Origin of the sequence: Devosia soli, from assembly GCF_000970455.1 — a bacterium.
Taxonomy (GTDB): Bacteria; Pseudomonadota; Alphaproteobacteria; order Rhizobiales; family Devosiaceae; genus Devosia; species Devosia soli.
Genome location: NZ_LAJG01000048.1, coordinates 337,053 through 354,857, shown reverse-complemented (window position 1 = coordinate 354,857; position 17,805 = coordinate 337,053). Strand labels below are relative to the sequence as shown.

The 17,805-nt window shown below is 61.7% G+C and carries 19 protein-coding genes and 1 other RNA gene; 13 read left to right on the top strand and 7 right to left on the bottom strand.

Annotated features, from left to right (window positions below; translation table 11 throughout):
• Positions 1 to 153 precede the first annotated feature (153 nt).
• The 4 genes from VW35_RS20190 to VW35_RS20175 form a co-directional block, all read right to left on the bottom strand.
• Positions 154 to 948 carry an inositol monophosphatase family protein gene (locus VW35_RS20190; RefSeq protein ID WP_046144859.1) on the bottom strand — a complete coding sequence of 265 codons (795 nt, stop codon included), beginning with the start codon at positions 946 to 948 and terminating at the stop codon, positions 154 to 156.
• A gap of 130 nt (positions 949 to 1,078) precedes the next feature.
• Positions 1,079 to 2,266 (bottom strand): tetratricopeptide repeat protein, encoded by a 1,188-nt coding sequence (locus VW35_RS20185; RefSeq protein WP_052951898.1) that lies wholly within the window; start codon positions 2,264 to 2,266, stop codon positions 1,079 to 1,081.
• Positions 2,263 to 2,868, bottom strand: a complete 606-nt coding sequence (locus VW35_RS20180) for a thiamine phosphate synthase (protein WP_046144858.1) — start codon at positions 2,866 to 2,868, stop codon at positions 2,263 to 2,265. Before VW35_RS20180 ends, VW35_RS20185 begins: the two co-directional genes overlap by 4 nt.
• Positions 2,869 to 3,104: 236 nt before the next feature.
• Entirely contained in the window at positions 3,105 to 4,133 is a 1,029-nt protein-coding gene (locus tag VW35_RS20175) for a class I fructose-bisphosphate aldolase (RefSeq protein WP_046144857.1), read from the bottom strand.
• A 196-nt stretch (positions 4,134 to 4,329) separates the two neighbouring features.
• Between VW35_RS20175 and VW35_RS20170 the strand changes: the two genes are divergently transcribed.
• Complete coding sequence (locus VW35_RS20170; RefSeq protein ID WP_046144856.1) at positions 4,330 to 5,160, top strand: aldo/keto reductase; 831 nt, start codon at positions 4,330 to 4,332, stop codon at positions 5,158 to 5,160.
• 66 nt (positions 5,161 to 5,226) lie between these two features.
• Here VW35_RS20170 and VW35_RS20165 read toward each other — a convergent pair whose 3' ends face one another.
• Together VW35_RS20165 and VW35_RS20160 are read right to left on the bottom strand one after the other, a co-directional pair.
• The gene (locus tag VW35_RS20165) at positions 5,227 to 5,601 is read right to left on the bottom strand and encodes a cell division protein ZapA (RefSeq protein ID WP_046144855.1); all 375 of its coding nucleotides are present in this window, start codon (positions 5,599 to 5,601) and stop codon (positions 5,227 to 5,229) included.
• A gap of 3 nt (positions 5,602 to 5,604) precedes the next feature.
• Positions 5,605 to 5,892: a DUF4164 family protein gene (locus VW35_RS20160; protein WP_046144854.1), complete on the bottom strand. Its 288-nt coding sequence runs from the start codon at positions 5,890 to 5,892 to the stop codon at positions 5,605 to 5,607.
• Positions 5,893 to 6,142: 250 nt separating this feature from the next.
• Between VW35_RS20160 and tkt the strand changes: the two genes are divergently transcribed.
• From tkt to VW35_RS20120, 9 genes are all read left to right on the top strand, one after another.
• A complete protein-coding gene (gene tkt, locus VW35_RS20155; protein WP_046144853.1) occupies positions 6,143 to 8,119 on the top strand; it encodes a transketolase in 1,977 nt (658 codons plus the stop codon).
• A 48-nt stretch (positions 8,120 to 8,167) separates the two neighbouring features.
• Positions 8,168 to 9,175, top strand: a complete 1,008-nt coding sequence (gene gap, locus VW35_RS20150) for a type I glyceraldehyde-3-phosphate dehydrogenase (RefSeq protein WP_046144852.1) — start codon at positions 8,168 to 8,170, stop codon at positions 9,173 to 9,175.
• Positions 9,176 to 9,276: 101 nt separating this feature from the next.
• Entirely contained in the window at positions 9,277 to 9,825 is a 549-nt protein-coding gene (locus tag VW35_RS20145; protein ID WP_046144851.1) for a hypothetical protein, read from the top strand.
• Positions 9,826 to 9,932: 107 nt separating this feature from the next.
• A complete protein-coding gene (locus VW35_RS20140) occupies positions 9,933 to 10,463 on the top strand; it encodes a putative glycolipid-binding domain-containing protein (RefSeq protein ID WP_046144850.1) in 531 nt (176 codons plus the stop codon).
• 215 nt (positions 10,464 to 10,678) lie between these two features.
• The gene (locus VW35_RS20135; RefSeq protein ID WP_046144849.1) at positions 10,679 to 11,881 is read left to right on the top strand and encodes a phosphoglycerate kinase; all 1,203 of its coding nucleotides are present in this window, start codon (positions 10,679 to 10,681) and stop codon (positions 11,879 to 11,881) included.
• A gap of 118 nt (positions 11,882 to 11,999) precedes the next feature.
• Positions 12,000 to 12,157, top strand: a non-coding RNA gene (gene ssrS, locus VW35_RS21165) — 6S RNA.
• Positions 12,158 to 12,183: 26 nt separating this feature from the next.
• A complete protein-coding gene (locus VW35_RS20130; RefSeq protein WP_046144848.1) occupies positions 12,184 to 12,771 on the top strand; it encodes a 5-formyltetrahydrofolate cyclo-ligase in 588 nt (195 codons plus the stop codon).
• Positions 12,768 to 13,583, top strand: coding sequence for a TIGR00282 family metallophosphoesterase (locus VW35_RS20125; RefSeq protein ID WP_046144847.1), 816 nt, complete (start codon positions 12,768 to 12,770; stop codon positions 13,581 to 13,583). The genes VW35_RS20130 and VW35_RS20125 overlap by 4 nt, the downstream gene beginning before the upstream one ends.
• Before the next feature lie 152 nt (positions 13,584 to 13,735).
• Positions 13,736 to 14,482, top strand: coding sequence for a YebC/PmpR family DNA-binding transcriptional regulator (locus VW35_RS20120; RefSeq protein WP_046144846.1), 747 nt, complete (start codon positions 13,736 to 13,738; stop codon positions 14,480 to 14,482).
• 50 nt (positions 14,483 to 14,532) lie between these two features.
• On the opposite strand, the gene VW35_RS20115 is transcribed toward VW35_RS20120, so the two are convergent.
• Positions 14,533 to 15,315, bottom strand: a complete 783-nt coding sequence (locus tag VW35_RS20115; RefSeq protein WP_083983079.1) for a GGDEF domain-containing protein — start codon at positions 15,313 to 15,315, stop codon at positions 14,533 to 14,535.
• Positions 15,316 to 15,644: 329 nt separating this feature from the next.
• On the opposite strand from VW35_RS20115, the gene ruvC reads away from it, so the two are divergent.
• Genes ruvC through ruvB form a run of 3 tightly spaced genes read left to right on the top strand, consistent with a single transcriptional unit; the run spans position 15,645 to position 17,805 of the window.
• On the top strand, positions 15,645 to 16,151 hold the full coding sequence (gene ruvC, locus VW35_RS20110) for a crossover junction endodeoxyribonuclease RuvC (RefSeq protein WP_046144845.1): 507 nt from the start codon (positions 15,645 to 15,647) through the stop codon (positions 16,149 to 16,151).
• Complete coding sequence (gene ruvA / locus VW35_RS20105) at positions 16,148 to 16,765, top strand: Holliday junction branch migration protein RuvA (protein WP_046144844.1); 618 nt, start codon at positions 16,148 to 16,150, stop codon at positions 16,763 to 16,765. The genes ruvC and ruvA overlap by 4 nt, the downstream gene beginning before the upstream one ends.
• On the top strand, positions 16,762 to 17,805 hold the full coding sequence (ruvB, locus tag VW35_RS20100) for a Holliday junction branch migration DNA helicase RuvB (protein ID WP_046144843.1): 1,044 nt from the start codon (positions 16,762 to 16,764) through the stop codon (positions 17,803 to 17,805). Before ruvA ends, ruvB begins: the two co-directional genes overlap by 4 nt.

Genomic DNA, 17,805 nt, shown 5'->3' with positions numbered 1-17,805 from the left:
CAAGAGGTGATGGGGGCGCCCTGCATAACCCCGGCTACAGGCCATGCTATTGGCGCGATATCTCTACTATCCACCGTGTCATCCCCGCGAAAGCGGGGACCTCCGCCTGAACAGGGGGCCCCGCTTTCGCGTGACTGACATCGGGGTGAGAAACTACTGAACAGACTTCAGGGTCTTAAGCAGGGCGCCTTGAAGGGTTTCGTTGCCCGCAACGATCTGACCATTCCAGACCGAGCCGGGCTGGCCGGCATAGTCGGTGACGAGGCCGCCGGCTTCCTTGACCATGAGAAGGCCCGGGGCAACGTCCCACGGTTTGAGGCCCGCTTCCCAGAGGGCGTCGAAGCGACCGGAAGCAAGCCACGCCATATCGACCGAGATCGAACCCGAGCGGCGGATGCCGGCGACGGCGGGGTTGACGTGGTTGAGCTGGCGCAGCTGCAGGCCGTCGTTGGATGTGCCCTGGGTCTTAATGCCGGTGGCAACGACGGCGTCCGACAGGTGCCTGCGCTCGGCAACACGCAAGCGCTTGCGATCGGCAAGCCAGGCACCGCCGCCCTTTTCGGCGGTATAGAGTTCGTCCATCACCGGATTGTAGATGACCGAAGCGACGATCTCATCGCCCCGCTGCAGCGCGATGGCGACGGCAAAGAGCGGGATGGAATGGAGGAAATTGGTTGTGCCGTCGAGCGGATCGATGATCCAGGTGTGCTGGCCATCCGTGCCGGAAACTTCGCCGCCTTCTTCCATCACGAAGGCATAGGTGGGACGGGCCTTGCGCAGTTCGTCGTAAACGATCTGTTCGGCGCGAAGATCGGCCTTGGAAACGAAATCGGCAGGTCCCTTGCGCGAGACCTGCAGGTTTTCGACTTCGTTGAAATCGCGCGACAGCGACTTGCCGGCCTTGAACGCGGCATTGACCATGACGGTGAGAAGGGCGGAACGCGCCATTGTGCTTTTCGCTCGCTAAGTTAAGCGGTTCACCAGCGCGCCGGGCGATGCCTGGCGCGAGTTGGGTCGCAAGACCCTGCCGCTTCAATCGAAAGTGTGGCGGGCTTATTGCCTCAGAACCCGCGCCGGTTCAAGGGTTTTGCGCCGGAGGCGACGCAGCAGGTGGGGTCTCGGTTTCTGCCGGAGGCGTCGTCCCGGTTTCCGCCGGATCGGTATCGGCGCCAGGCTCGGGCTGGCCGGCCTCGCGGACAACCACGCGGCTTGGCGCATTTTCCATATCGGTCGGAGCTGGGAGGGGTGGCCCATAAACGGGGGCGGTTGTCGGGATTTCCGCGATAGTTTCGATGCTGGGCGGCGTCGAGGGCCAGAAGCGGGCACGCTCTTCGGCGCGTGCCAGCGCATCTGCCGGGATCGAGACAAGGAGGCGGTCGAGCGCCGGATCGGTCAGCCCCTGCCGCCGCGCCAAGGCGCGCCACATGGCGGCGGTCTCAAGATCGAGCGTCGTGCCTTCCCCGACTGCCATCAGCTTGGCGAGACGGTTTTGCGCCACCGGATTGCCGCCTTCAGCGGCGCGAAGATACCAGTTGGCGGCGGCTTCGACGTCTTTCTCGATGCCCTGGCCGAGGTAAAGGAGCGTTGCGTAATCGATCTGCGCAGCGATCAGGTCTTGTTCTGCTGCAAGGCCGATATAGCGCGCGCCTTCCGCTGCGTCAGGAGCTACACCAGCGCCTTCGATCAGCATCGAGCCATAGTCGTATTGCGCTTCGGGCAATTCGGCATCCGCTGCTTCCTGCATCAGCCTTGCGGCCGTCGTCAGGCTCGGATCGGCATAAACGCCTTCGACATGGAGAAGCGCGAGATTGTATTTTGCGGGCGGATAACCCTTGTCGGCTGCGGTCTTGAAGAGTTCAGCGGCCTTTGTCCGGTCCTGTGGGACGCCGACACCGTCCTGATAGAGGAGCCCAAGCTCGAAGGTTGCGAGCATGTCACCGTTTTTCGAGGCGAGCTGGTACCAACCGGCGGCGCGTTCGTCGTTTTGCGCGACGCCGAGGCCCTTGGCATAGATTTCGGCGATAAGGGTCTGGGCAGCAGCGTCACCGGTTTCGGCGCGGGGCAAAGCCAGCTCAAGCGCGGTCAGGAAATAGCCGCGCTGGAAAGCGCCGAAGGCATAATCGGGCGTTTCGCCCGACCCGAAGATGGTGTTCGAGATGGTCTCGGCCTGGTTTGCCTGGGCTTCCGCATCGGCCGGATTTTGCGCCAGGGCGAGGCTCGAGACGGAGCAGAAGAGAAGCACAAGGAGCGGTGCACGCCAGGTCATGCGCCGGTCCTGATGGTGTCGGCGAAGGCCTTCAGCGTTACCGCCGGATCGTTTTGAGCCCAGATGCAATCGGACAGAGCCAGAAATTCGGCGCCGGTGGCGTCGCCCTGGCTGACATCTGCAGCGGGGTTGGAGTGCACTGCGGGAACCTCGAAGGTTTCCGCCCACCATTGCGCGAGTTCAGCTGCCTGAGGATCTGGCTCGCCGCCGAGCGGACCGAACATGACGTAATCCACATCAAGCTCGCCAAAGCTCATGGCATCGTGGCGCGAACGGACATTGCCAACCCCAACGATGCCGTCAGGCTTGAGGAGCGATACGGCTTCGCGGATTGCCTTTAGGCCACCATTGGTGATGTGGACGCCATCGGCGCCAATGCCGGTTGCCAGCGCGACGTCATCCTCGACGAGTACCGCGGCACCAGCCGCCTGGCCGATCTGCACGAGACGCTCGGCCATCTCGGCATAGGCCGCATCATCGAGATTGCCCCGGCGCACCAGAAGCGCTGCGATCTCGGGCCCGGTGAGCACAGCCATCAGCCGGCGCGGAAACTGCGCAGGATCCGGATCGGCGGGCGTGATGAGATAAAGCTGAGGGGCCATGGATTTCCCGGGAAAAACACCTGACGTGCCTAGTCTGCCATTTTGGCAAGAAAGGGACGGGGTTCAATAGGCCATGGTGGATGACGAGGCAATGCGGGGCGAATGCAGTGGTAGAATTGCGTTATCGCGTCACCCCAGCCCAGCCTCCTCATCAAAGGGGAAATGCGGGGCACACGCAAAAATGGCGTGCCCCCTTTCAGAGGCACGCCAGTCGTGACGTTGGGACGTCGAACGGATCAGGCGGCGCGGTCGACCGTATTGCTCCATTCACCCAGGGCGGCGAGGGAGTTCATCTTGGCGCGGTGGGTGAAGGCAGCCTGTGCGGCCGGGAAGTTTTCGCGACGACCAGCCCAGGTGCGGAGCGCGACATTCTGCAGGGCGCGGCCATAAGAGAAGGTCATAGGCCAGGGCTTATAAGGGATACGGTTCATGGCCGAGAGGTGGGCCGTCGCTTCTTCGTCGGTCTGGCCGCCGGAAAGGAAGGCGATGCCGGGCACGGCGGCCGGGACGTGTTCCTTGAGCACTTCCACGGTGCGCTTGGCGACGTCTTCTACAGAAGGGCGCTCGCGGGAATTGATGCCGGGCAGCACCATGTTTGGCTTGAGCAGCATGCCGGAAAGGTCGACGCCGGCAAGGCGCAGTTCCTTGAAGACGTTCTCGAGCACTTCGCCGGTCACCTGGGCGCTGCGTTCCATCGAGTGATTGCCCGGATCGCCATCACCGACGACTTCCGGCTCGACAATCGGCACGATGCCGGCTTCCTGGCAGAGAATGGCATAGCGGGCCAAGGCATGGGCATTGGCGCGGATGTTGTTGCGGGTGGGGGCGACGTCATTGATGGTGATGACCGCGCGCCACTTGGCAAAACCGGCGCCGAGGCTCGCATAGCGTTCGAGGCGCTGGCGGAGGCCGTCGAGGCCTTCGGTGATCTTTTCGCCGCTGTCGCCCGGCATCGGGAAGGCGCCGCGATCGACCTTGATGCCGGGGATGACGTCGGCGTCGGCGAGAATGGCGCGGAAGGGCGTGCCGTCGGCAGCCGATTGTTCGAGCGTTTCTTCGGTGAGGATGACGCCCGAGATATAGTTGGTCATCGCCTCTGTCGAGCGGAACAGCATTTCGCGATAGTCGCGGCGCAGGTCGAGCGAATTGGGCAGGTTGATCTTGGCAAAGCGCTTGGCGATCGTGCCTTCCGACTCGTCGGCGGCTAAAATGCCCTGGCCTTGCGTCATCAGCTTTTGGGCAATGGCATTGAGCGACTTGGTCATCGGAACTTCGGCCTTAATCTCGGTACGGAATGGTGACGAGAGATTAGACTTTTGGCCCCTTCAGTCGATTAGACCTTGGGTTATCAGACGAAAGGATGATCTTGTATGGCAGGGAGCGAGGGAACTTTTCTGCGTGTTGCGTTTATCGTAAGGTGACGATCAATCCCACCTTGTTCCCCAAAAGATGGATAGCAGAATGAGCACGCAACCTCACGTGACTTTTCATGATGGCCGCAGCATTCCCCAAATCGGGCTCGGTGTCTGGCAGACGCCAAACGATGTCGCGGTCGACGCGGTATCGACAGCGCTCAAGACAGGCTATCGCCACATCGATACGGCCGCTGTCTATGAGAATGAGGAAGGCGTCGGCGAAGGCATCCGCCAGTCCGGCGTCGCGCGCGGCGATATCTTTCTGACCACCAAGGTCTGGAACGACGACCAGGGTTTCGACCAGACGCTACGCGCCATGGATGCATCGCTCAAGCGCCTCGGGACCGACTATGTCGATCTCTATCTCATTCACTGGCCCTCGGCCTATCGCGGCAAATATGTCGAGACCTGGCAGGCGCTGGTGCGGCTCAAGCAAGAAGGCAAGGCCCGCTCGATTGGCGTGTCCAATTTCGAGGGCACTTATATCGACGAGCTCGAAGCCGCGACCGGGCAGTTGCCGGTCATTAACCAGGTCCAGCTTCATCCGCGCTTTCAGCAGCGCAAGCTTCGCGCCCGCTATGAACCGAAAGGCATCATTACCGAAAGCTGGAGCCCGTTGGGGCAGGGCAAGATGCTGCAAGACCGAACCATCGCCGACATCGCCCAGCGGCATGGCAAGAGCCCGGCGCAGGTCATCATTCGCTGGCATATTGAAGAAGGGCTGGTGGTGATCCCGAAATCGGTGACGCCGAGCCGGATCGTCGAGAATTTCGATGTCTTCGATTTCGAACTGAGCGCCGAGGATAAGGCGGCGATCAATGGGCTTGATAGTGAGACCGGACGCTTGGGTTCGGATCCGTTGACGGCGAAGTTTTAGTCGGCTCGGCTTCACCGCCCCCCTCTCCCACAAAGGGGAGGGGGACTTCGGCGGTTGAGGGATATTCTAGCTCTGCAACGGCGCTGTTTCGTCCAGGACACCGGCAATCGAGTTCAAAACCCTCGCCGCCTGATCGAGCTTACCGGCAAAAGCTTGTTCCGTCGCTTCAAGTTCGTCGGCGATCTGATGGCCGGCCTGGGTCAGTTCTTCGACTTCCGCCTCGAGCGCAGCGATCCGGCGTTCGGCTTCAGCCAGTTCATCGAGCACGGCGATGCCGGCCATGACGGTAAGGCGATTGTCCCCAATTTCACCGACGGCACCCTTGAGACTTTCGACGCTGGCATTGAACCGTTCGGCCAGCGCAATCAGGTGCCCTTGCTGGCCCTCCTCGCAGGCCATGCGATACTTGCGTCCATTGATCTCGACATTGACTTCGGGCATCGGCTACTCCGTCTTGGCGAGAACAGAACGCACGGTCTCCATGGCCTCAACAAGGCGGCGGGACACATCGTGAGCACTGTCGTCGAGCCGTTTGGCGCGGGCGGAGGTCTTGTCGAGTTCGGTCGCAAGCCGCGCGCGCTCCTGGACGAGGCGCTGGGTATCGACCTCGATGCGCTTGAGGCGCTGCATGCGGCCGGTCAGATCCTGAAGGCTCTGGTCGAGCCGCGCCATGGCCGCATCGAACCGGGCGGTGGCCGCGGCAAGGCCGTCTTCAACCCCGTTATGATCCATTGGCCGCAACAACCTTTAACTCAACGTCGATTCAGGACCGGGCCAGCCTGCCCGAAGCCGGGCGCCATTGCAACGGCGCAGCCGCGCGAAAAGCCCGAAATCGGCCCGGCAACTGGACGGCTTGCCCTGCCGGTGACATTGACAGAAGGGACGAACCTGTTATGCCTCAACCCCGCCTTTGGGAGGAGGCCGGCCCGGCCTCTTGCCCCTGTTTCCCAGCCTTCCTCAGCACCAAGAGAGCGGCCTATCCATGACGAACACAGCCCAGCAGAACGAACTGGCCAATGCGATCCGATCCTTGGCCATGGATGCGGTCGAAAAAGCCAATTCCGGACATCCGGGCCTGCCCATGGGCTGCGCCGATATCGCCACGGTGCTCTTTACCAAGGTGATGAAGTTCGATCCCGCGAACCCCCACTGGGCCGATCGCGACCGCTTCATCCTTTCGGCCGGCCACGGCTCGATGCTGCTTTATTCCTCGCTCTACCTGCTCGGCTACGAGGACATGACCATCGACCAGGTCAAGAACTTCCGCCAACTCGGATCCAAGACCGCCGGTCACCCCGAATTCGGCCACGCCACCGGCATCGAGACCACGACCGGCCCGCTCGGCCAGGGTCTTGCCAATTCGGTCGGCTTTGCCGTTGCCGAAGCCAAGCTCGCTGCCGAATTCGGCTCGGATATCGTCGACCACCACACCTGGGTGCTCGCCGGTGACGGCTGCCTCATGGAAGGCATTTCCCAGGAAGCGATTTCGCTCGCCGGTCACCTCAAGCTCAACAAGCTGACCGTCATCTGGGACAACAATAACATCACCATCGACGGCAAGGTCTCGAACGCGGACTCGACCGACCAGATCGCCCGCTTCAAGGCCGTGGGCTGGAACACGATCGAGATCGACGGCCACGACCAGAATGCCATCGAAAAGGCGCTGCTCGAGGCCAAGGCCTCGACCGACAAGCCGACGCTGATCGCTGCCAAGACCACGATCGGCTTTGGTGCGCCCAAGAAGGCCGGCACGGAAAAGGTGCATGGCGCTCCGCTCGGCGCCGAAGAACTAGCCGGCGCCAAGCAGGCACTCGGCATCGACTATCCGGCGTTTGAAATTCCATCGCACATTCTTGACGCCTGGCGCGCTGCCGGCACCCGCTCGCAGAACGTGCGCGGCGAGTGGGAAGCGCGTCTTGCCAAGTCCGACAAGAAGGATGAGTTCGTCCGCCGCATGTCCGGCAAGCTGCCGGCCGACTTCGCCTCGGCCATGGCCGCCTATAAGGAAAAGCTCGTCGCCGACAAGCCCAAGGTTGCTAGCCGCAAAGCGTCGCAGATGGCGCTCGAAGTCATCAACAAGGCCGTGCCGGAAACGCTGGCCGGTTCTGCCGACCTCACGCACTCGAACCTGACCAATACCCCCGAAACGCTGCCCTTCCAGGCCGACAACCGCCTGGGCCGCTATATGATGTATGGTATTCGCGAGCACGAAATGGGCGCTGCCATGAACGGCGTCGCGCTCCATGGCGGCCTTATTCCCTATGGCGGCACCTTCATGGTCTTTACCGACTATGCCCGCCCCGCCATCCGCCTATCGGCCCTGATGGAACAGCGCGTCATCTACGTCATGACCCACGATTCCATCGGCCTCGGCGAAGACGGCCCGACGCACCAGCCGGTCGAACACCTTTCGGCCCTCCGCGCCATCCCCAACCTCCTCGTCTTCCGTCCGGCCGACGCAGTCGAGACCGCCGAATGCTGGGAATTGGCGATGACCTCGGAAAAGGCGCCGTCGATCCTTGCGCTGTCACGCCAGAACCTGCCTGCCGTTCGCACCGAGAATTCAGCCGAAAACAAGTCGGCCAAGGGTGCGTATACGCTCGTCGGTCCTGCCGACGCCGATGCCGTGATCTTTGCGACAGGCTCGGAAGTGGCGATCGCCGTCGAAGCCCAGAAGACACTGACCGACCAGGGTATCAAGGCGCGCGTCGTCTCCGTCCCGTCGATGGAGCTCTTCGCCAAGCAACCGGACGCCTATAAGGCCGAAGTGCTGGATACCGCAAAGGCCCGCGTCGCGGTCGAAGCCGGTATCGAGATGAGCTGGAACAAGCTTTTGGGCGACAAGGGCCGGTTTGTCGGCATGCACTCCTTCGGCGCTTCCGGCCCGATCGATGCGCTCTATGCCCACTTTGGCATTACGTCCAAGGCCGTTGTTGAAGCCGTCACCGCACAGTTGTAAGAGAGCCGCGCCTCCCTTTCTCCTTTCCTCCCTCAGGAGCATCTAAACATGGCAGTTCGCGTCGCCATCAATGGTTTTGGCCGTATCGGCCGCAATATCCTGCGCGCCATCATCGAATCCGGCCGCACCGACATCGAAGTGGTTGCCGTCAATGATCTCGGTCCGGTTGAAACCAATGCCCACCTGCTGCGCTACGATAGCGTGCACGGCAAGTTCCCGCATGCCGTTGTCGTCGAAGGCGACACCATCAAGACCGCCGGTCAGACATTTAAGGTCACCGCCGTCAAGAACCCGGCCGAACTGCCGCACGCTGCCATGGGCGTCGATATCGTGCTCGAATGCACCGGTATCTTCACGTCCAAGGAAAAGGCTTCGGCGCACCTGCAGGCTGGCGCCAAGAAGGTGATCGTTTCCGCTCCCGCCGACGGCGCGGACAAGACCATCGTCTATGGCATCAACCACGCTTCTCTCGGCAAGGACGACGTCGTCATCTCCAATGGTTCGTGCACCACGAACTGCCTTGCGCCGATGGCGCTCATCATGAATGAGCTCGTCGGCATCGAGAAGGGCATGATGACGACGATCCACTCGTATACAGGCGACCAGCCGACGCTCGATACGATGCATAAGGATCTCTATCGCGCCCGCGCTGCCGCGCTCTCGCAGATCCCGACCTCGACCGGTGCCGCCAAAGCCATCGGCCTCGTGCTGCCCGAACTCAAGGGCAAGCTCGACGGTGTTTCGATCCGTGTGCCGACCCCGAACGTGTCGCTGGTCGATCTCAAGTTCATCGCCGGCCGAGCCACCACCGCACAGGAAGTCAACGATGCACTCATCGCTGCCGCCGAAGGCAAGCTCAAGGGCGTCATGACCTTCACGCGCGAGCCGCTGGTGTCGAGCGACCTCAACCACGATCCGCATTCGTGCACGATCCTGCTCGACCAGACCAAGGTGATCGACGGCAACTTCGTCAACATCATGGGTTGGTACGACAATGAATGGGGCTTCTCGAACCGGATGTGCGATGTGACCGCGGCCTTCGCGGCAACGCTCTAAAATTCAAAGCCCCGCTTCGGCGGGGCTTTTTTGTGGCTCGTCACATTCTCGTGCCATTACACCCGTTAGCTGGGCTCCGTTTTCAACACGGAGCCTTTTTCATGCGCTTATTGACCGCCATCTCTTTCGCTTCGCTTGCCATCGCTGCACCGGCGTTGGCCGCCGAGGACGAAGCTACCGGTCTCGGGGTCAATCTTTCAGACGATTTCATCGTCGAGGCGACGCCGCCGCAGGCGCAATATTCAGCCAATTTCGGCGTCAAATCCGCCTCAGGCACCCCGGCTAATTTCGAGGGCGAGGCCTACCTTTGCCAGGTCAGCTTCGCACCGGCCCCGCAGAACGCTGATCTCAGCCAGGAAGAGATCAACACCATGGTCGGATCTCCCGAATGGGTCGATATGGCCAAGCAAAGCATGTCGCCTGTCTTTACCTTTGAGGACGACACCGCGTTCGAACTGGCGGGCTACAATGGCCACGAATTCATCGCCGTGCCCAAGCAGGAGGGCGCGGAAAATGTCCGTCTCGTGCTCTCCATGCTCGAAACCGCAAAGGGACGCACGGCTATTTCCTGTGTCGCCGATGCCGAGACGCTGGATGAAGCGATCGACGCATTCCGCACGATCCGCGATGGTGTGACGCCACCTGCCTGATTCTTTACATCCTTGACGCCAAGGGAAGCGGTCCGCATTCGGCCGCACCGCTCTTGCGTTCGGCGTGCACATTTGCTGGAAATGCCGCTTCCCTGTGGAGAAGCGTCTTGTCCCTTAATCAATCCTTTCGGTGGCGGGGCCTCGACCTTGCCACCATCGAGCATTGTCATGTCATTGCCAACGATCGCGACACACGCATCCGCAGCACCATCATCGGTCCCGATTTCGGCCTCTTCTATCGCATCAAGCTCGATGAGAGCGGCCATACGCGGACGCTCAAGATCGAGCGCTCGGATGGCAAGGCGCTGGAGCTTTTCTGCGATGGCCAAGGCGGGTGGTCGGACGACCGAGCCGAGCCGATCCCGGCGCTCAAGGGTTGCGTCGATGTCGACATCTGGCCCACGCCGATGACCAATTCCCTGCCTATCTGGCGCAGCGACTGGGCGGTGGGGAAAGCGCAAAACTTCGCTATCGTCTGGATCGACGCCACCACCATGGAAATCCGGCGCGACGAACAGATTTACACCAAGATCAACGCCGACCACTTCCGCTTCCAGTCGGGAGGTTTCGAAGCCGTGGTTGCGATTGACGGGGATGGGGTCGTGATCGATTATCCCGGATATTTCAAGCGGGAGTAAGCGAGGGCGCGGGCTGCTCGGATCAATGCAGAACTGCAACTCCCATATCAAGATGATCGACGCGCGCTAAAGTCGTCGCCCTTTGCCCAATCTTGTCAGAGCGTGATTCCGCAACTTTCGGGCTGGTTGACGGAATATATGCGTCAAGCGCTTCCCCGATCAGCGCGCCTCTGATAGGCCAGACCCAAGTTTCGTTTGCCTTTCGGAGCCTGGCGATGACCGAGCACTTCAAGACCCTCGACGAACTCGATCTTTCCAATAAGGTCGTGCTGCTGCGGGCGGACCTCAATGTTCCCGTGGCCGATGGCAAGGTGACCGATGCGACGCGCATCGAGCGTCTCGTGCCCACCATCCGTGAAATCGTCAAGCACGACGCCAAGGTGGTGCTGCTCTCCCATTTCGGCCGGCCCAAGGGCAAGGTCGATCCGGAATTTTCGCTCGAACAGGTCTGTTCCGCCGTAGCCGACGTCACCGGCCATCCTGTGGGTTTTGTCGCGACTGATTGGACAGATGTCGGCGCTGCCAAGCAGGCGATCGCGGAGGCGCCAGCCGGCTCGGTGCTAGTCCTCGAAAACACGCGCTTTCATGCTGGCGAAGAAGCGAACGACCCTGAACTGGCCAAGCGCATGGCGAGCCTCGGCGACGTCTATGTCAATGACGCCTTTTCTGCCGCCCACCGCGCTCACGCTTCGACCGAAGGCCTTGCCCACCTTCTCCCCGCCGCAGCGGGCCTTGCCATGGAGGGCGAACTCGACGCGCTCGAAAAGGGCCTCGGCAAGCCCAAGAAGCCGGTGGTCGCCATTGTCGGTGGCGCCAAGGTTTCCTCCAAGATAGACCTTCTCGAAAATCTCGTGACCAAGGTCGATGGTCTCGTCATCGGCGGCGGCATGGCCAACACGTTCCTTTTCGCGCAGGGCTATGGCGTCGGCAAGTCGCTGTGTGAAAAGGACCTCGCAGATACGGCGCGCCGCATCATGGATAAGGCCGACAAGGCCAATTGCGCCATCATCCTGCCGGTCGATGCCGTCGTCTCCTGGCATTTCAAGGCCAAGTCGCCGACGCGGCTTTATGGCGTCGATGCGATCGATCCCGATGGGATGATCCTCGACATCGGCCCGCAGTCGATCGAGCGTATCAATGGCGCGATCGATGACGCACATACCGTGATCTGGAACGGTCCGGTCGGCGCCTTCGAGATGGAGCCTTTCGATGCAGGTACCGTGGCAATCGCCAAACACGTCGCCAAGCGCACGCATGACGGGCACCTGGTTTCCGTTGCCGGCGGCGGCGACACCGTCAGCGCATTGGCCCATGCCGGGGTGAAGGATGCGCTGACCTATGTATCGACCGCCGGCGGCGCTTTCCTGGAATGGATGGAAGGCAAACCCTTGCCGGGCGTAGAAGCGCTTAAGAAGTAATAGCAGGACCCTGCTGACCCGGGCCGGGGCTTTGCCCCGGTTCCCGATGATTTCCCTCATATTTTGCGCTTAAGCAGCTGTACGCCATTTGCGCGCCGGTTCCGAAGCGCCTATATCTTGCTCGCTGCCCGGCGCGTGAGGACACACATATCCCCGGGGCCTTAATCGATCCTAAGGGAGCTGTCCCTGACCGGGCCCGTGGGCTCGGACATACGGCGCCCACCTACGTGAGTAGGTTCCCGGGATCGCTCGTCCCACGGCCAGGGCGGCGCTTCAATTTCGGTTCCGGAGCATGAGGGCATATGGCGGATGAGGGGATCGACACCGCCAAGGCGGCCTTGCGCAAAGCGGCCCGCGCCCGCCGCGAGGCACTGTCGCCCGAATTTCGGACCGACGCTGCAAAGTCTGTGTGTTTTCATTTCTTCGACAAGATCGCCTTCAGCCCCGACGATGCCGTGGCGGGCTATTGGCGCATTCGCGACGAGCTCGATTGCCAGCCTATCCTTATCCGGCTGATGGATGGCGGGCAGGTCGTTGTGCTGCCGGTTGTCGACGGACCGGACCAGCCGCTCGACTTCCGCGTCTGGGAAGCGGATGCGCCGCTCTATGAGGCTGGTTTCGGGACCTTGGCGCCGGCAGACCTGGCGCCGCGTCGCGCGCCGGACCTCATTCTCATGCCGCTTCTTGGCTTCGATGGCCAGGGTACGCGCCTTGGCTATGGCGGGGGCTATTACGATCGGACGCTGGCAACCCTTGCCGTACGCCCGATGCTGGTCGGTCTTGCCTTCGCCGCCCAGGCGTTTGACGAAATTCCGCGCGAGGGGCACGATATCCCACTCGATGCCGTTGTGACCGAAGAGGGCGTGCGTTTCTTCGGGGAGAGTTCATGAAGTTCTTGTTTCTGGGTGATGTGGTCGGCCGCTCGGGGCGCGATGCGGTCAGCGAGCGTCTGCCGGGCCTTATTGCCACTTATGGGTTCGATTTCGTCGTCATCAATGGCGAAAATGCCAGCCATGGCCGCGGCCTGACCGAAGCGCATTTTCACGGGCTACGCGATGCCGGCGCCGACATCGTAACGCTCGGCGATCACGCCTTCGATCAGCGCGAGACGTTGAGCTATATCGAACGCGAACAGACCCTGATCAGGCCGATCAATTTCGCTCCCGGCGCGCCAGGACGTGGCGCCATGATGGTCGAGGGCCGGAATGGTCATCGCGTCCTCGTCGTCAATGCCTTGGGCCGCGTGTTCCTGCAGCCGGTGGATGACCCTTTCCGGGCCGTCGAGGCCGCGCTTGCGGCAGCGCCACTGGGGGAAGTGGTGGACGCCGTCATCGTCGACTTTCATACCGAGGCGACCTCGGAAATCCAGGGCATGGGTCATTTTCTCGATGGCAAGGCGACACTGGTCGTCGGTACCCATACCCATATCCCGACTGCAGATCACCGCATCCTCAAGGGCGGTACGGCGCTCATGGCCGATGCCGGCATGTGCGGCGACTATGATTCGATTATCGGGGTCGATGCCGAAGAGCCGCTCAACCGGTTTCTGACGGGCATCCCCAATGGCCGGTTCACACCCGCCGAGGGGGAGGCGACACTCTGCGGGATCGCGGTCGAGACCGATCCCAAGACCGGACTTGCGAGCCGGGCCCTGCCAGTGCGGATCGGCGGCACGCTCAACCAGGCCTTCCCGGCTTTTTGAGCCTCTTGTCTCCGGGGGCGTTAACATCGCTAAGCGTCAGCTGCAGTCATGAAATGACGACACAGGCCCTGCGCGCCGCTTGTGCACACCCTTCCATTTTGCCCTGCCGCCCCCTATAAGCCCCATCAAAATACGAAAATCCGAGGTTCCGAATGGCTGGCCATTCCCACGCCAAGAACATCATGCATCGCAAGGGCAAGTCCGATGCTGCCCGCTCCAAGGTCTTTTCCAAGCTCGCGCGCGAAATCACCGTGGCGGCCAAGATGGGCCAGCCCGACCCGGCGTTCAACGCTCGCCTGCGCCTCGCGGTGGCCAATGCCCGTGCCCAGTCTATGCCCAAGGACAATATCGACCGCGCCATCAAGAAGGCCTCTGGTAGCGACGGCGAAAACTATGACGAAATCCGCTATGAGGGCTATGGTCCCGGCGGCGTTGCCGTCATCGTCGAGGCACTGACGGATAATCGGAACCGCACCGCATCCAACGTGCGCTCCTATTTCTCAAAGAACGGCGGCGCGCTCGGCGAAACCGGTTCCGTTGGCTTCATGTTCGATCGCGTCGGCGAGATCACCTATCCAGCTTCGGCTGGCTCGGAAGACAAGGTCATGGAAGCAGCCATCGAGGCTGGTGCCGATGACGTCGAGAGCGACGAAGAGGGCCACTACATCTACACCTCCTTCGAAGCGATGGCCGAAGTCTCGGCTGCGCTTGAAAAGGTGCTGGGCGAAGCAGAATCTGTGAAGGCCATCTGGCGTCCACAGAACCAGACGCCGATCGACGCCGAAAAAGGCGCGACGCTGATGAAGCTGATCGCCACGCTCGAAGAAGACGACGACGTGCAGAACGTTTATTCGAACTTCGACATGAGCGACGAAGACGCGGCCAAGCTCGCCAGCTGACCGGTGCCCTCAAATGCATGCGAAGAAAAGGCGGCCCAGGCCGCCTTTTTTCATGCCGTTTTTCTCAATGCGATGGATGGATGATCGAGGGCATGGACGATCACCGCCTGGTTGCGCCCTGAATGCTTGGCGCCATAGAGGCGCTGGTCCGCGATGCGGAAGAGTTCGGCAAAGCTGGTGCGGTTATTAAAGACTGCGCCACCGATGCTGACCGTCAGTGGATAGGCCTGGCCGCGTGGAGCGAACTGGGCCAGCTGGACCACCCGCCTGATCCTTTCGGCGATCGCCTCGGCATTTTTCTGATCGACGCGCGGCAGGAAGACGGCAAACTCTTCGCCGCCCATGCGGCCGATGAGATCCCCGGCCCGCAGAACGGAACGGATCGAGCGGGAAAGAATGGTTAGCGCCTCATCGCCGGCATCGTGGCCGAAGAGGTCGTTGATGGCTTTGAAATTGTCCGCATCGATCATGAGGAGCGCGCCGGCCTCGAGGGCGGCTTCCCCATCGAGCACAGTCTCAACGCGTGCCGTAAACGCACCCCGGTTGAGACATGAGGTGAGGCTATCGGTACGTGCCACGAGCCCCAGCCTCCGGTTAGTGATGGCGAGGTTGCGCAGACGCACTGAAAAATAGAAGAACAACGGGCTCGCCACAAGGGCCGGCAGAATCGTTGCCGACAACAGGGATCGCCGCAACGCTTCGGGGCCAAGGTCGGCAAAGGCGATGGCATTGTAGACCAGCGCGATAACCATGCAGGCTACAGGGCCGAACACTGTCCACTTGGCAACGCTGGACCAGCCCTGCAGTGCATGGATCGTGCGTGGTGACGTCATGGTGTGCCCTGTCCTCGATACTGCAAAATGGCGAAGCTGGGCCGAGGCCCCTAGTCAGATAGTGCAAGACTGAACCGGCGATCGCCAAGGCGATCCCCATCTACTCCCGACGATTTGAGAAGTGTTGACGAGCGAGCCGAGGCCTTGCGCCATCGACTCGTTGCATCATCCGTCCCTGCGTCCCGGAAGCGACGTTAGGCGGCAGTTTATGAAATACGGGTTTCGCCGATGCGTAAACTTGCAGATATCCCCAGACCATGCTGCCATCGGGTTTCTGCTTTGTTCACTTAAGTCTTGGTAGGTTCGGCGAAGCTGATAGAAAGAGCCCCATGAGCAGAACCGTTCGAATCATCGGTATCGACCCAGGCCTGCGCCGCTGTGGCTGGGGCGTGGTCGATGCGCAAGACAATCGCCTGAGTTTCGTCGCCGCCGGAACCGTGACCCCGCCGACCGATGGCGCGCTGGCCGATCGGCTTGTGGCACTTGCAGCAGGGCTTGCCGAAGTGCTGATGGCCCATCGCCCCGATGAAGCAGCGGTGGAAGAAACCTTCGTCAATGCCGGTCCGCGCTCGGCGCTGATTCTGGGGCAGGCGCGTGGTGTGGCGCTGGTGACGCCGGCCCAGCACGGCCTGTTCGTTGCGGAATATGCGACGAACCTCGTAAAGAAATCCGTCGTCGGCACCGGCCATGCAGAAAAGAACCAGGTGGAATTGATGGTGCGCACCCTTCTGCCGACCGCCAGTTTCAAAGGTGCCGACGCTGCCGACGCGCTGGCCGTTGCGATTTGTCACGTTCACCACCGCGTATCGTTGAAGCGGATGGGAGCGGTGGCATGATCGGCAAGCTCAAGGGGCTGGTAGACGGTTTTGGCGACGATTGGGTGCTGATCGACTGCGGCGGCGTCTGTTACCAGGTGCATTGCTCGACGCGCACGTTGCAATCGCTGCCGCGCGTAGGCGAAGCAACAGTCGTCTTCATCGAAACTATCCTCCGCGAGGATCTGATCCGCCTTTTCGGCTTTGCGACCGAGGCGGAAAAATCGTGGTTCCTGCTGCTCACCACCGTCCAGGGTGTCGGCGCGCGCGTCGCTCTTTCCATCCTTTCGGTCCTGACGCCATCCGAACTATCGAGCGCCGTGGCGCTGCAGGATAAGGCCATGGTCGGCCGCGCCAATGGCGTCGGGCCAAAACTGGCTGTCCGCATCGTTACAGAACTCAAGGGTAAAGTCCCCGCCATCGGTGCGGTCGACGCAGGGACGCTGGGGCTGCAGAGTGCTCTTGGCGAAGGCGTGGCATCGAGCAATGTCGCCGATGCCGTTTCGGCGCTCACTAACCTTGGCTACTCCAGTGCCCAGGCTTCGGCTGCGCTTGCCCGCGTCGTCGCCAAGGAAGGTGAGGACACCGCCACTGAAAAGCTCATTCGCCTCGGGCTGCGGGAGCTTAGCCAGTGACGTCTTTCACCTCTCCTGCCGCGGGTCGCGATGAGCCGCTCGATGTCGCACTACGCCCTTCTGGGTTTTCCGATTTCGTCGGGCAGGCTGATGCGCGCGCCAATCTCGAGGTCTTCATCGAGGCAGCAAAAAAACGCGGTTCGGCGCTCGACCATGTGCTTTTTGTCGGTCCGCCGGGGCTCGGCAAGACCACCCTGGCGCAGATCATTGCCAAGGAGCTCGGCGTCGGGTTTCGCGCCACGTCTGGACCGGTTATCGCCAAGGCGGGCGATCTTGCTGCGCTGCTGACCAATCTTGAAGAGCGGGACGTGCTCTTCATCGACGAAATTCATCGCCTTAATCCCGCGATCGAGGAAGTGCTCTATCCGGCGATGGAGGATTTCCAGCTCGATCTCATCATCGGCGAGGGGCCTGCTGCCCGCTCGGTGCGGATCGATCTCGCCAAGTTCACGCTTGTCGGCGCGACCACCCGCGCAGGCCTCCTGACGACACCCCTGCGCGACCGGTTCGGCATTCCTGTCCGGCTCAATTTTTACACGCCGCAGGAGCTGGTGCAGATCGTTACACGCGGCGCCCGGCTGATGGGCATGCCCATGGCGCCTGATGGCGCACTCGAAATTGCGCGCCGATCGCGCGGCACGCCGCGTATCGCCGGACGGCTCTTGAGGCGCGTTATAGATTTTGCGACGGTCGATGGCGCTGCGGAGGTCAACAGCAAGCTGGCCGACAAGGCGCTGCTGCGCCTCGATGTCGATGCGCGTGGCCTCGACCAGCTCGACCGGCGCTATCTGACGACGATTTCCGATTTTTATAATGGCGGTCCTGTCGGGATCGAGACCATCGCGGCCGCGCTCAGCGAGCCTCGGGACGCCATCGAGGAGATCGTGGAACCCTATCTGCTTCAACAGGGCTTTATCCAGCGCACGCCTCGCGGGCGTATGTTGACCGCCATCGCCTTCCAGCATCTGGGCAAGGCGGTGCCGCAAGGATTTGTCGGGATGCAGGCCAGCCTCTTTGAGGGCGAAGAGGGGCAGGACTGA

What these genes read in the sequence shown, in the direction of transcription:
- VW35_RS20190 (WP_046144859.1), bottom strand. Translation starts at nt 948, where the DNA reads ATGGCGCGTTCCGCCCTTCTCACCGTCATGGTCAATGCCGCGTTCAAG.
- VW35_RS20185 (WP_052951898.1), bottom strand. Translation starts at nt 2,266, where the DNA reads ATGACCTGGCGTGCACCGCTCCTTGTGCTTCTCTTCTGCTCCGTCTCG.
- VW35_RS20180 (WP_046144858.1), bottom strand. Translation starts at nt 2,868, where the DNA reads ATGGCCCCTCAGCTTTATCTCATCACGCCCGCCGATCCGGATCCTGCG.
- VW35_RS20175 (WP_046144857.1), bottom strand. Translation starts at nt 4,133, where the DNA reads ATGACCAAGTCGCTCAATGCCATTGCCCAAAAGCTGATGACGCAAGGC.
- VW35_RS20170 (WP_046144856.1), top strand. Translation starts at nt 4,330, where the DNA reads ATGAGCACGCAACCTCACGTGACTTTTCATGATGGCCGCAGCATTCCC.
- VW35_RS20165 (WP_046144855.1), bottom strand. Translation starts at nt 5,601, where the DNA reads ATGCCCGAAGTCAATGTCGAGATCAATGGACGCAAGTATCGCATGGCC.
- VW35_RS20160 (WP_046144854.1), bottom strand. Translation starts at nt 5,892, where the DNA reads ATGGATCATAACGGGGTTGAAGACGGCCTTGCCGCGGCCACCGCCCGG.
- tkt (WP_046144853.1), top strand. Translation starts at nt 6,143, where the DNA reads ATGACGAACACAGCCCAGCAGAACGAACTGGCCAATGCGATCCGATCC.
- gap (WP_046144852.1), top strand. Translation starts at nt 8,168, where the DNA reads ATGGCAGTTCGCGTCGCCATCAATGGTTTTGGCCGTATCGGCCGCAAT.
- VW35_RS20145 (WP_046144851.1), top strand. Translation starts at nt 9,277, where the DNA reads ATGCGCTTATTGACCGCCATCTCTTTCGCTTCGCTTGCCATCGCTGCA.
- VW35_RS20135 (WP_046144849.1), top strand. Translation starts at nt 10,679, where the DNA reads ATGACCGAGCACTTCAAGACCCTCGACGAACTCGATCTTTCCAATAAG.
- VW35_RS20130 (WP_046144848.1), top strand. Translation starts at nt 12,184, where the DNA reads ATGGCGGATGAGGGGATCGACACCGCCAAGGCGGCCTTGCGCAAAGCG.
- VW35_RS20125 (WP_046144847.1), top strand. Translation starts at nt 12,768, where the DNA reads ATGAAGTTCTTGTTTCTGGGTGATGTGGTCGGCCGCTCGGGGCGCGAT.
- VW35_RS20120 (WP_046144846.1), top strand. Translation starts at nt 13,736, where the DNA reads ATGGCTGGCCATTCCCACGCCAAGAACATCATGCATCGCAAGGGCAAG.
- VW35_RS20115 (WP_083983079.1), bottom strand. Translation starts at nt 15,315, where the DNA reads ATGACGTCACCACGCACGATCCATGCACTGCAGGGCTGGTCCAGCGTT.
- ruvC (WP_046144845.1), top strand. Translation starts at nt 15,645, where the DNA reads ATGAGCAGAACCGTTCGAATCATCGGTATCGACCCAGGCCTGCGCCGC.
- ruvA (WP_046144844.1), top strand. Translation starts at nt 16,148, where the DNA reads ATGATCGGCAAGCTCAAGGGGCTGGTAGACGGTTTTGGCGACGATTGG.